Below are 11,041 nucleotides of genomic sequence, written 5' to 3' on the forward strand. Positions count from 1 at the left end.
TAGTCAAGCTATAGCAAACGTCAAACGACTGTCGTTTCGACGAAACGTTCCCGTTTTCCTTTCGGGAGGGGCGGTCCATCAACGGCAAAGCGATCTGAAGAAGCGGGGGAGAAGCAAATGAAAATCGCGGTCATCGGCGAACTGAACGTAGACATCATCGTAACGGGGAAAGACGTTATGCCGGCATGGAACCGGGAAAAGCTCGTGGAGACGTTCGATGTCGTCATGGGCTCGTCTTCGGCGATTACGGCGGCTGCGCTGGCTTCGTTAGGCGCGGAGGTGAAGTTCGTCAGCATTGTGGGCGACGACGATTTCGGGCGGTTGTGCATCCGCGAGCTCGGGCGTTTGGGCGTGGACACGAGCGGCGTCTTGGTGGATCCCGCGTTGAAGACGGGGGTTACGCTATCCCTTTCGACGCCGCAGGACCGCGGGCTGCTCACTTTTCCGGGGACGATCCCGCTGTTGAACCCGAGCCAAGTCCCCGATTCGCTGCTCGGAAAGGTGGAGCACGTGCATTTTGGGTCGTATTTTCTCCAAGACGGGATGAGGCCGCATTGGGCAGAGCTGTTCCGCAAGGCACGGGCGCTGGGCGCGAGCACCTCGTTCGACACCGGCTGGGACGTGAGCGGGACCTGGGAACGCGGCGGCATCGACCGTCTGCTGCCGGAGACCGACTTGTTCCTGCCGAGCGAGGAGGAGTTCCTCCAGCTATACCCGGCAGAGTCGCTGGACGCGGCGTGGAGGCTGCTGCCCGAGGGGACGAATGCCGTGGCGGTGAAACGAGGCGGGAGCGGCGCTTCGCTCTATCGTCCGGAAGAGCCGGTACGGTCGGTGCCGGCCTTTGCGGTGGAGGTGGCGGATACAACGGGAGCGGGCGACAACTTCAACGCCGGCGCCATCTTCGCCTACCGGCGCGGCCTGCGTGGAGAGGAGCTGCTGCGGTTTGCCTGCGCTTGCGGCGCGATCGCGGTGCAGGGCGTCGGCGGCACGGGACAGCTGGCCACCGTCGCGGAGGCGGAACGCCTGATTCGGGAGGGCGAAGCGAGGGGCTAGACCGCGATAGCGTGCTGCTTGATGGCGTTAAGCAGTAAGGAGGTTAACCTTAGGTTCCGCGGTCGCTTGGCGGCGGGATGCCGGGGAAGCTGGCGATAGTCGAAAAATCGACTAACGGCGCACTTGAGTCGGGTTTCGGGCGGATGATCGTCGAAAAAATCGACTAAAGGTGCCGTTTAGGCATATGCGAAAAGGGAGATCGCCGAAGAAGTCGACGATCTCCCTTCCTTTTTCACGCTGTTAATCGAATTTACAGCAAGGTAACCAGCGTCAATACGGACAGCAGGACGGACACGATCAGCAGGACGATCAGCGGGCGCACGGCGGTGCGGAGCTCGCGAACGTTCACGTTCAGGCCCATGCCAGCCATGGCCGTCGTCAGCAGGACCGACGTAAGCGTCGACATGCCGCCCATCCAGCCGTCGGGCAGCGGCAGCCAGTGGCCGGGCGACGTCGCGCCGAACGCGCTCATGGCGAGGAAGCCGAGCAAGAACCAAGGGAACGAAGCCGCCGCCCGAACCGCCGGCGCGGCTGCGGCACCCGCATCGCCTTCCCCCGCGCCGCCCGCCTCGCGGGCCGCAGCCAAGGCGGCGGCGTCCCGCCGTGCGAGCTGCCGCTGCCGCAGATGCAGCGCCAGGCACAGCGGGACGAGCAAAAACACGCGGCTCAGCTTCGCCAGCATGCCGCTGGCCATGGCGTCCGATCCGCCTGCGGCCGACGCCATGGCCACGTGAGCGATCTCGTGCAGCGTGAGGCCCGACCAGAGGCCGTAGGCCGCGCTCGGCAAGGGCAGGATCGGCTCCAGCAGCATATAGGCGATCGCGAAAAGCGTGCCTGCGGCGGCAATCAGACCGGCGCCCATGGCGGTGCGCTGCTCCTTGGCGGCGAGCAGGGGCGAAACCGCTGCGATCGCGGCCGCGCCGCAAATGCCGGTGCCGACGGCGAGCAGCAGCGTCAGCTGCCGGTCTGCCTTCAGCAGCTTGCCCAACAAGAGGCCGGCGGCCAGCGAGAAGGCGAGCGTGCCGGCTGCCTGGGCCAGCAGCGGCAAACCCTGCTGCAGCACGACGTCGATCGGCAGCTTCAACCCGAACAGGACGATCGCGGCGCGCAGCAGCGTCGTGGTGGAAAAGCGGACGCCGGGGCGCAGCGCCTCCGGCAGGCCGAACAGGTGGCGATAGGTCGCGGCGAGCAGCAGGGTGCACGCCATCGGACCGAATAGCGAAAGGCCGGGCAAGCGCGCCAATTGCCAGCCGGCCAGCATAAGAATAAGCGTCAGGACCAAGCCGCCGACGATGCCGGCCGGACGGCTCTTTAACGTATTTAACCCCTTTAACGAATCGGGAGCGGAATGCGGGATGTGCTGTGGGACGGTGGCGTTCATGCGAAGCACCTCTTTCAGATCGGTTGGTTCCATCTTACGCGCGTTGCGACGATAAGGAAAATGAATTATTATTATAGTTACGATAAGTAATAACTTATATGAAAAGGAGGTCATGCGTTGGATATCCAGTTGCAAGTGTTCTCCGCCGTTGCCGAGCTGCGGAACTTTTCCCGGGCCGGCGAACGGCTGCACATGACGCAGCCCGCCGTCAGCCAGCATATCCGCGGGCTGGAGGAAGCGATGGGGGTACGTCTGCTCGAGCGCAATAACAAATCGGTGACGCTGACGAGAGCGGGCGAAATCGTGCTGCACCACGCGCGCGAAATCAACGGACTGTACGCCCGCATGCGGGAAATGATCGACGAGCTGGTGGGCAGCGCGCACGGTCCGCTAGCGGTCGGCGCCAGCTATACGTTCGGCGAATACATGCTGCCGCTCGCGCTGGCCCGCTTGCATGAGGCGTATCCGGACATTGCGCCGTCGATCACGATCGCCAATACGGCCGACATCGCGGATCGCTTGCGACAAAGAGAGCTGGATGTCGGCATCGTGGAGGGTGAGGAGATCGGCACGGGGCTCGAGGCGTTCCGGCTGGCGGAGGACGAGATGGTCATCGCCGCCGGCCGCCATCATCCCCTGGCCAACGAGACGTCGCCCGTGTCCTCGGAGCGGCTTGCCGCTGAGCCGTGGATGGTGCGGGAAGCGGGCTCCGGCACGCGCGCGGCGATGGAAGGGATGTTCGCAGCATGGGGCATCCGTCCCGCCCGGCTCATGGAGCTCGGGAGCACCCAGCTAATCAAGGAGACTGTCGAAGCCGGTCTCGGTCTTACGCTTCAGTCCCGTTGGGCACTGCGCAAGGAGTTAGGGCTCGGCTCGTTGCGACTGGTACCGGCTGCGGGACTTCCCGTCCGCCGAAGCTTTCACGTGCTGCTGCGCAAAGGCGATCTGCGCACGCGGGCGATGGACGCCTTTCTCGAGACGCTGCGCGCCGAGACCGGCAAGCTGCTGGCCAGCGGGGAGGAGACCGACCGTTAGGGGCCGGATCGCTGTTTCGCTCGCCGCCGCTCGCCGCAAATCCAAAAAGCCGTCCTAGCAGCCATTGGCTGCCAAGACGGCTTTCCGTGTTTCGTCCTTCAAACAAAACGCAACGTTATCCTTGCGCTTGCGCGGAGATTTTCTCGAACGCCCGCAGAAACTCCGAAGCGGGATAGGCGCCGGACAGGCCGTACTTGTTGTTCAGCACGAAGAACGGCACGCCCGAGATGCCCATCGCCGAAGCATGGTCGAGGTCCTGCTGCACTTCTTCGGTCCCTTTCCCTTCGGCCAGGGCGCTCTCCATCTCAAAGGAGGAGAAACCGAGATCGGCGGCGATCTCGAGCAGGACTTCCCGCTGCGCGATGTCGCGTCCGTATTCGAAGTAGGCGGTCATGACCGCGTCGATCCAATCTTCGCGGCGGTCCTCCGGCACCAGATAGGTCAGCCGGTGGGCGAGCACGGTGTTCGGCATGCGCGTGACGCGGTCGAACCGGAAGGTGACGCCGACGGCGGCGCCCGCTTCGGTGACCCGCTGCAGCATTTCCGGAATGCGGTCGGCTCCGCCCATTTTCCGGGACATCGAGGCCTCGAACGGCAGCCCCTCATCCGGGACGGTGGGGTCCAGCAGGTAGGCATGGTAGCGGATCGCGACTTCTTCCCCGGACTTGGCCGTCCATTCGGCGACGGCGTCCAATACGTTTTTTTTGCCGATGCGGCACCAAGGGCACACCATGTCCGAATAAATATCGATTTGCAAATTCAACACCTCAATCATGGATGATGGGGGTTTGGTTCGAAAGCTAATGGAACGTTCACCCTGAGTATGACAGAATGCCAAAGCCCGTACAAACGCCCCCGGCGCGAGGATATTCGCAAGCTGGCGGCGGCATACTACACCTTGGCCCCCTTGACAGCTTCAACTGTAACTGCTAATATTACAGTAACCACCCGGGGAGGCGGTGTCAAGATGAACAGCGAATTTATCATTGCCGTACACAGTCTCGTGCTCCTCGCTCACAAGCCGGACTGCATGGCTTCGAGCGAAGAGATCGCGGCTAACGTATGCACCCATCCGGCCCGCGTGCGCAAAGTTCTCGGATTTCTGCGCAAACGGGGATACGTGGCGACGCGCGAAGGCTCCGGCGGCGGATACAAGCTGCTCAAGGATCCGTCCGACATGACGCTCGCGGACATCTACCGCGAGATGGCCGCAGGCTCGCTGACGCCCACCTGGTGCAGCGGCAACCCCGAGATGGACTGCATGGTCGGCTCGAACATGCAGGATGTCATGAATTCGGTTTTCTGCGGCGCGGAGCAGAAGCTGGAGTCGTATTTCGCCGAGATCACGATCGGCCAGATGCTATCCCGGATCAAGGAGCGTCAGCACGCTTAGCCTGGGGTAAAGAGGTCTGTCGCCGCACGGATGCCGCGGGCTACGGCGATTCGCCGCACGCGCCCGATCATCATATCGAGATAGGCATACATTTATTCTTAAGAAGGAGTGGATTCACATGGCAGTAGCTGTAACCACCAAAGACAATTTCAACGCTACGGTCGGCGAAGGCGTATCCCTGGTGGACTTCTGGGCCCCTTGGTGCGGACCTTGCAAAATGCAGCTTCCGATCGTCGAAGAACTTTCGGGCGAACTGGAAGGCACCGCTACGATCGCGAAAGTGAACGTGGACGAAGAGCCGGAGCTCGCTTCCCAATTCGGCGTCATGAGCATTCCGACCCTGATCGTCTTCAAAGACGGCCAACCGGTCGACAAGCTCGTAGGACTGCAAAGCAAAGACTCCCTCAAAGCCAAAATCCAAAGCCGTCTGTAAGCCGCAAGGCCGACCGACGACCGAAAAAGCGCATCCGTCCGAGACGGATGCGCTTTTTTTTGACGTGCCAGGGAACATGGAGGCTCGAAACGGTGTTCGTCGCTTTGGATCACGGGTTCGGTCGGACCGCAAGATCAGATGGTCCACTGCGAATGTGAAATCGCGACGAGGCGCCATTCGCTCCCGTCCGGCACCAAAGTCAGAATGAGGCTCTCCCAATCCATCCCGTCCAGCTTGCTGTCGAAACCGGGATAGTGGAATTCGACGAACGAAGCGTTCGGGTAGATGTCCTTGCCGTTGTACGCGCTGTTCCCGCGGGAGACGAGCTTGTTGACGCTGACGGTCGGCGCGCTGGCGAAGTCCTGGTCGTACACGAACTTCTCGAAATATTCCCGGAAGGTCAGGTCGATCTTTTCGCCGGAGCCGTCCATCGTTCCCCAGTTCAGCTTGTCCGCGGACTTGAAGGAGGGCAGCTGGTCCTTGGCGAAAACCTGGTCCCCTTTGTCGTCCATATGGGCGTAAGGGGAAAACCGAAGTCCCCGCTCGGGGTCGACCAAGGAGGCGAGCCGCTTCAGATTGCGGTCGCGTAAGGCTTCGGCGGCTTCAGTCGCCGTTTGCTTCAGTTGGGCTTCCTTGGATGGCTCCACGGAGGGAGCGGGGGCCGAGGGCGATCCGTCGGGCGAAGCGCCCTTTGGATCGGTGGACGGAGAGGCTGACTGAGAAGCTTCTGCAGAGGCGGTTGGGTGGTTGGCCGAGGACGGATTCGATCCGGTCCCGGCTGCGCCGCAGCCCGCCAATTGAAGCGCAAGAACCACCGCGGTCAGCAGCGGAAGCCATTTGCGCATCCTGTACATTCCTCCTACACCAATATTTAGAATTATGAAACTTTTTAAGTACATCGTTAGACGCAAATATCCCGCAGATGTTCCGGTGGTCGTTTGGACAACGAGCATTTTTTTTCGCGGACCGCCGGATGCGAGAAGAACGGTTAGGGCGGGCGCGGGACGGATGCTATAATGAGCATAGCAATGTTTGGAAATGACGGTCTGCGAACAGGGTCAGTCTTCGGATGGGGAAAGGAAGAATGAGGCTGCGGGGAGGGGATCGGATGAGCGAACGGAAAAAGCCGGGGCCGGGCAAGCAGCTGGCGGACCTGCATCGCTGGAATGCCTGGCTCGTCGTAGCGCTGGCCGTATCGGGATTGGTGCTGTCTTGGGGGGCCGCCCGGGGTTGGCTCGGAGAAGGGCGCGTTTGGCTGAAGCAGTTGCATATCTACTTCGGGCTGGTCGTCGTTATCCTGCTCGCGCTTTACGGTCCGTTGATGCGCCGCCATGTCAAAGCCCTCCGCCAGCGTCCCCGGCAGCGCGGCAACTTGGCGTTCGTCCTGCTTCTCTTAATCGGTTGGCTGCTGTCCGGCATCGTGTTGTGGCAATTCCGGCATTTGCCGCCGAGGTGGGCGAACGCCGCGCTGGTTGTGCACGACCTGCTGACGTGGGTAGGCTTGCCCTATATCGCCTATCATTCGATCGCCCGGCTGCGCTGGATGCGGCGGCCGGAACGACGCGCTATTCGTGCCGATGCGGAGGAAAAGGCCACGGAGGCCGGCGAACGTGCGGTGTTGCATCCGGCGGCTTCGCCGCAAGCTTGGATGACCAGGCGGCAGTTCGTCCGCTTGTCCGTCGGTATCGCGCTGACGGCGGCGGTCGCACCTTCCTTTTTGCGCTGGCTGGGCGGCAGCGTCCTTTCTTCGGGCGGAGGCGACATCGCATCGGGCGAGTCGGACCCGAACCGGATGGTGCCGGCGCCCGAGCCGCTGCCGGACTCGCGGCAGCTGATCGGAGGCGGGGCCGAGGGCCGCTTTCGGATCTATACGGTGACCCCGCTACCCCATTTCGATTCGGAGACGTGGCGGTTTGCGCTGGACGGACTGGTCGACCGGCCGGCGAACTGGACTTGGGCGCAGTTTCTGGACCTGAAGCGTCGCGTCCAGGTGAGCGACTTTCACTGCGTGACCGGGTGGTCGGTATACCGCAACACGTGGGAGGGCATCCCGCTGGCCGAGCTGCTCCGGGCGGCGGGCGTAAAGCCGGAGGCGCGCTTCGTAAAGTTCTATTCGGGCGACGGAGAGTATACGGACGCGCTGTCGCTGGAGCAAGCCAACATGGACGACGTGATCGTGGCGCTACTCCACGACGGCAAGCCGATCCACCGGGATTACGGCGGTCCCGTGCGGCTCGTCGTCCCTCAAATGTACGCGTACAAATCGGTCAAATGGCTAAGTCGCATCGAGTTGATCGATCGCCCGCACATCGGCTACTGGGAGGAACGAGGCTACGACAACGACGCTTGGGTGCGGGGATAGTTTCATTTGTCGGCGGGCTGTCAAAGCACCCTTTGGGGTGCTTTTTTTTAGGTGGGAGGAGATGTACAGAAAAACCGCATAACGTCGTGGGCAAGAGGGGGAAACGAGCCGAGATGTACGGAAAAACCGTATAACGCCGGGGGGAAGTGGAGGATTCGAGCCGAGATGTGCGGAAAAACCGCATAACGCCGTGAGTACAAGGGGATTCGAGCCGAGTTGTGCGGAAAAACCGCATAACGCCGGGGGCAAGTGGGGGATTCGAGCCGAGTTGTGCGGAAAAACCGCATAACGCCGGGGGCAAGAGGGGGATTCGAGCCGAGATGTACGGAAAAACCGTATAACGCCGGGGCCAGCGAGGGAATCGAGCCGAGTTGTGCGGGAAAACCGCATAACGCCGGGGGCAAGAGGGGGATTCGCGCCGAGAAGTGCGGAAAAACCGCATAACGCCGGGGGCAAGAGGGGGAAACGAGCCGAGATGTACGGAAAAACCGCATTACGCCGTGGGTAAGAGGGGGTTCGAGCCGAGATGTACGGAAAAACCGCATAACGCCGGTCGCGGCCTCGCATGCGTTTTTTACATACGCCAGCTCCCCCGCATAACCGCCTGGCTGTGCCGCCCGCGCCGCCTCCCTCGGCCGCGCTGGAGGAAAGTGGATCGACAAGAAGGTTGTGAGGGGAAAACCGGCTATGGTACCGTAGAGGGACGCATGCCGACCCATTTACTGCCCGCCAAAAAAAGCAACGGCCGGCGGCCGTTGCTGCGTCGCATACGGAATCAATCGGATTTTTTCTTCTTGTGGGGAACCGGGGCGACCGACTTGGTCCGCTCGAGTGTGTCGTTGACGAAGGCCATATCCTGGGTTTTGGCGTGCATGTTCGTCGTGCCTTTGTAGTTGCCTTGATGGCTCTTGTTCTCCATGGGGCATCCCTCCTCGCGATGTAGGGTAACCGATAAAAGGAGGCTATAACCGTGAAATGCCATCATCCTTCCCGCCCCTGGGCGGCGATCGGGCTGCTCGCCCTGACCGTTCTGCTGTCGGCGTGCTCGAATGAGGCGCCCGCGGCGTCCGGCAGCCCGGCGCCGCCGTCCGCGACCGGAACTTCGTCTCCCGCCCAGACGCCCATGGCCGCGCTCGCGCTGCTCGAGGAAGCGGCCAAGGCGGCCGAGAACATCTCGAATTACGCCTACACGCTGCACCTTTCTCAAGACCTCAGCGGGGGCGCGGCGGAAGCGTCCCATTTGCAGGTCGACAACGAAGGCAAAGTCGAACGCAGCCCGCTGCGGATAGACCAGACGGTGACGAGCGAGATGGACGGCGAGAAATCGTCCCTGCGCGCGATTCTGGAGCCTGGGGCTTACTATGTTTACGACCCGGACCTGACCGAGTGGGGCAAGCTGGCGAAAGACCAGGCCGACCAAGTCGCCGAGACGCTCTCGGACTATCAGACGAATCCGGCGCAGGCGCTGCGGGAGATCGCGAAGCTCGGCGGCGGACTATCCTTGACGCGCCAGGGCGAGCATGACGTCCTGCGCTACGAAGGGAGCGGACCGGAGGCGGAAGCGTTTCTGAAACGCGTACTCGAAGGGACGTTGGATCTGGGCAGCCTGGACGAGCAGGTTCGAAACAGCGTGGACGTGAAATCGCTGACCGTGATCGTTACCCTCGACGACGCCAAGCGGCTGCCCGTCGCCTACAGCATCGCCTCCGAGATGACGATCGAATACGAGGCGGGGAAGCCGTCCAAGCTCCTCCAGACGCTGTCCGGCACGTATGACAAGGCGGACGCCATCTCGCCGATCGTCGTGCCCGAGGCGGCCAAGCAAGCGCCCGAGCTGGACGCGCCGATCGACGACCCGGCCGCCGACGACGGAAACCTGGGCTCTATCGACGATCTGGAAGACCCGACGGTTCTGAATCCTTGACCCCGGCGGGTGGACGGACCGAGCGTCGTTCCGGTATAATGTCGGTTAGAATTGAACAGCTTGACGGCCGCAGCGGACACTCGCCGCGCGCGGGACCGCAAGGAGTCAGGAGCGTGTATTCATGCCACTGTCCTGTGGTATCGTAGGCTTGCCCAATGTCGGCAAGTCGACGTTATTTAATGCCATTACGCAAGCGGGGGCCGAATCGGCCAACTACCCGTTCTGCACGATCGATCCGAACGTCGGCGTCGTCGAGGTGCCTGACGAGCGGCTGCAAAAGCTGGCCGACATCGTCACGCCGAACCGGATCGTACCGACCGCGTTCGAGTTCGTCGACATCGCAGGTCTCGTCAAAGGCGCCAGCCGCGGCGAAGGCCTCGGCAACAAGTTCCTCGCCAACATCCGGGAGGTCGACGCCATCGTGCACGTCGTCCGCTGCTTTGTGGACGAGAACATTACGCACGTCGCGGGCAAGATCGATCCGATCAACGATATCGAGGTCATCAATTTGGAGCTGATCCTCGCCGACATCGATTCCGTCGAGAAGCGGATGGAGCGCTCCCGCAAAAACATGAAGGGCGGCGACAAGAAGTACGCCCAGGAGATCGAGGTGCTGGAGCGCATCCACGCGGCGCTGCTCGAGGAGAAGCCGGTGCGCAGCGTCGACCTCTCCGACGAAGACAAGCTGATCGTGCGCGATCTGCATCTGCTCACGATCAAGCCCGTGCTGTACGCGGCGAACGTCAGCGAGAGCGAAGCCGCTGGCGAGAGCGACAACGAGTACGTCCGGCGCGTGCGCGAGTTCGCGGCGGCCGAAGGCTCCGAAGTAGTGCCGATCAGCGCGAAGGTCGAATCCGAAATCGCCGAGCTGGAAGGCGAAGACCGCGAGATGTTCCTCGAGGAGCTCGGCCTGTCCGAGTCCGGCCTCGACCGTCTCATCCGCGCCGCTTACAAGCTGCTCGGCCTGTATACGTACTTCACCGCCGGCGTGCAGGAAGTCCGCGCCTGGACGATCCGCAAGGGAACCAAAGCGCCTCAGGCGGCCGCGGTCATCCATACGGACTTCGAACGCGGCTTCATCCGCGCGGAGGTCGTCTCCTACGAGGATTTGGTCGCCTCCGGCTCGATGGCGGCGGCCCGCGAGCGCGGCCAGCTGCGCCTCGAAGGCAAGGAGTACGTCGTCGCCGACGGCGACGTCATGCATTTCCGCTTCAACGTCTAATCCTGCCTCCAGCGACGCCTGCCCTTCCATAGGGCAGGCGTTTTTTTGGCATGTAGAAACCTCGGCCCAGTCCCAGTGTGCAGAATTCTGTTCAAAATCTCATACAAAAGTAGTTCCTGAGATCGTGAAATCGCAAAATAAGCATGAAAAATCGAATACAATCCCGCTTTTGAGCGCGAATAGGGCAGAAATTTTGCAAACAAAGTGACATCCTTTGCTTGTTCTCCTGCAACTGCGT

At 62.0% G+C, this 11,041-nt stretch carries 12 protein-coding genes; 7 read left to right on the forward strand and 5 right to left on the reverse strand.

Annotation, left to right across the window (positions count from 1 at the left end):
* Positions 1-117 precede the first annotated feature (117 nt).
* On the forward strand, positions 118-1,053 hold the full coding sequence (locus LKX83_RS18905; protein ID WP_227883849.1) for a carbohydrate kinase family protein: 936 nt from the start codon (positions 118-120) through the stop codon (positions 1,051-1,053).
* A gap of 250 nt (positions 1,054-1,303) precedes the next feature.
* On the opposite strand, the gene LKX83_RS18910 is transcribed toward LKX83_RS18905, so the two are convergent.
* On the reverse strand, positions 1,304-2,434 hold the full coding sequence (locus LKX83_RS18910) for a YeiH family protein (RefSeq protein WP_227883850.1): 1,131 nt from the start codon (positions 2,432-2,434) through the stop codon (positions 1,304-1,306).
* A gap of 117 nt (positions 2,435-2,551) precedes the next feature.
* Between LKX83_RS18910 and LKX83_RS18915 the strand changes: the two genes are divergently transcribed.
* On the forward strand, positions 2,552-3,469 hold the full coding sequence (locus LKX83_RS18915; protein WP_227883851.1) for a LysR family transcriptional regulator: 918 nt from the start codon (positions 2,552-2,554) through the stop codon (positions 3,467-3,469).
* A 115-nt stretch (positions 3,470-3,584) separates the two neighbouring features.
* Here LKX83_RS18915 and LKX83_RS18920 read toward each other — a convergent pair whose 3' ends face one another.
* On the reverse strand, positions 3,585-4,226 hold the full coding sequence (locus LKX83_RS18920; RefSeq protein WP_227883852.1) for a DsbA family oxidoreductase: 642 nt from the start codon (positions 4,224-4,226) through the stop codon (positions 3,585-3,587).
* A 210-nt stretch (positions 4,227-4,436) separates the two neighbouring features.
* Here LKX83_RS18920 and LKX83_RS18925 point away from each other — a divergent pair, with 210 nt between their 5' ends.
* Complete coding sequence (locus tag LKX83_RS18925) at positions 4,437-4,862, forward strand: RrF2 family transcriptional regulator (protein ID WP_227883853.1); 426 nt, start codon at positions 4,437-4,439, stop codon at positions 4,860-4,862.
* 118 nt (positions 4,863-4,980) lie between these two features.
* Entirely contained in the window at positions 4,981-5,295 is a 315-nt protein-coding gene (gene trxA / locus LKX83_RS18930; protein WP_227883854.1) for a thioredoxin, read from the forward strand.
* A gap of 134 nt (positions 5,296-5,429) precedes the next feature.
* On the opposite strand, the gene LKX83_RS18935 is transcribed toward trxA, so the two are convergent.
* Positions 5,430-6,140, reverse strand: a complete 711-nt coding sequence (locus LKX83_RS18935) for a hypothetical protein (protein WP_227883855.1) — start codon at positions 6,138-6,140, stop codon at positions 5,430-5,432.
* Positions 6,141-6,403: 263 nt separating this feature from the next.
* Here LKX83_RS18935 and LKX83_RS18940 point away from each other — a divergent pair, with 263 nt between their 5' ends.
* The gene (locus tag LKX83_RS18940; RefSeq protein WP_227883856.1) at positions 6,404-7,657 is read left to right on the forward strand and encodes a molybdopterin-dependent oxidoreductase; all 1,254 of its coding nucleotides are present in this window, start codon (positions 6,404-6,406) and stop codon (positions 7,655-7,657) included.
* A 775-nt stretch (positions 7,658-8,432) separates the two neighbouring features.
* Here LKX83_RS18940 and LKX83_RS18945 read toward each other — a convergent pair.
* Positions 8,433-8,576, reverse strand: coding sequence for a hypothetical protein (locus LKX83_RS18945; RefSeq protein ID WP_227883857.1), 144 nt, complete (start codon positions 8,574-8,576; stop codon positions 8,433-8,435).
* A gap of 51 nt (positions 8,577-8,627) precedes the next feature.
* On the opposite strand from LKX83_RS18945, the gene LKX83_RS18950 reads away from it, so the two are divergent.
* Positions 8,628-9,581 carry a DUF6612 family protein gene (locus LKX83_RS18950; RefSeq protein WP_227883858.1) on the forward strand — a complete coding sequence of 318 codons (954 nt, stop codon included), beginning with the start codon at positions 8,628-8,630 and terminating at the stop codon, positions 9,579-9,581.
* Positions 9,582-9,702: 121 nt separating this feature from the next.
* Positions 9,703-10,803, forward strand: a complete 1,101-nt coding sequence (ychF, locus tag LKX83_RS18955; RefSeq protein ID WP_227883859.1) for a redox-regulated ATPase YchF — start codon at positions 9,703-9,705, stop codon at positions 10,801-10,803.
* Here ychF and LKX83_RS18960 read toward each other — a convergent pair.
* A partial coding sequence (locus tag LKX83_RS18960) for a hypothetical protein (RefSeq protein WP_227883860.1) occupies positions 10,800-11,041 on the reverse strand: 242 nt, incomplete at its 5' end. The genes ychF and LKX83_RS18960 overlap by 4 nt on opposite strands.

The organism is Cohnella baijiui, from assembly GCF_020731285.1.
In the GTDB taxonomy this organism is placed as follows: Bacteria; Bacillota; Bacilli; order Paenibacillales; family Paenibacillaceae; genus Cohnella.

What these genes read in the sequence shown, in the direction of transcription:
- LKX83_RS18925 (WP_227883853.1), top strand. Translation starts at nt 4,437, where the DNA reads ATGAACAGCGAATTTATCATTGCCGTACACAGTCTCGTGCTCCTCGCT.
- ychF (WP_227883859.1), top strand. Translation starts at nt 9,703, where the DNA reads ATGCCACTGTCCTGTGGTATCGTAGGCTTGCCCAATGTCGGCAAGTCG.
- LKX83_RS18945 (WP_227883857.1), bottom strand. Translation starts at nt 8,576, where the DNA reads ATGGAGAACAAGAGCCATCAAGGCAACTACAAAGGCACGACGAACATG.
- LKX83_RS18935 (WP_227883855.1), bottom strand. Translation starts at nt 6,140, where the DNA reads ATGCGCAAATGGCTTCCGCTGCTGACCGCGGTGGTTCTTGCGCTTCAA.
- LKX83_RS18910 (WP_227883850.1), bottom strand. Translation starts at nt 2,434, where the DNA reads ATGAACGCCACCGTCCCACAGCACATCCCGCATTCCGCTCCCGATTCG.
- LKX83_RS18940 (WP_227883856.1), top strand. Translation starts at nt 6,404, where the DNA reads ATGAGCGAACGGAAAAAGCCGGGGCCGGGCAAGCAGCTGGCGGACCTG.
- trxA (WP_227883854.1), top strand. Translation starts at nt 4,981, where the DNA reads ATGGCAGTAGCTGTAACCACCAAAGACAATTTCAACGCTACGGTCGGC.
- LKX83_RS18905 (WP_227883849.1), top strand. Translation starts at nt 118, where the DNA reads ATGAAAATCGCGGTCATCGGCGAACTGAACGTAGACATCATCGTAACG.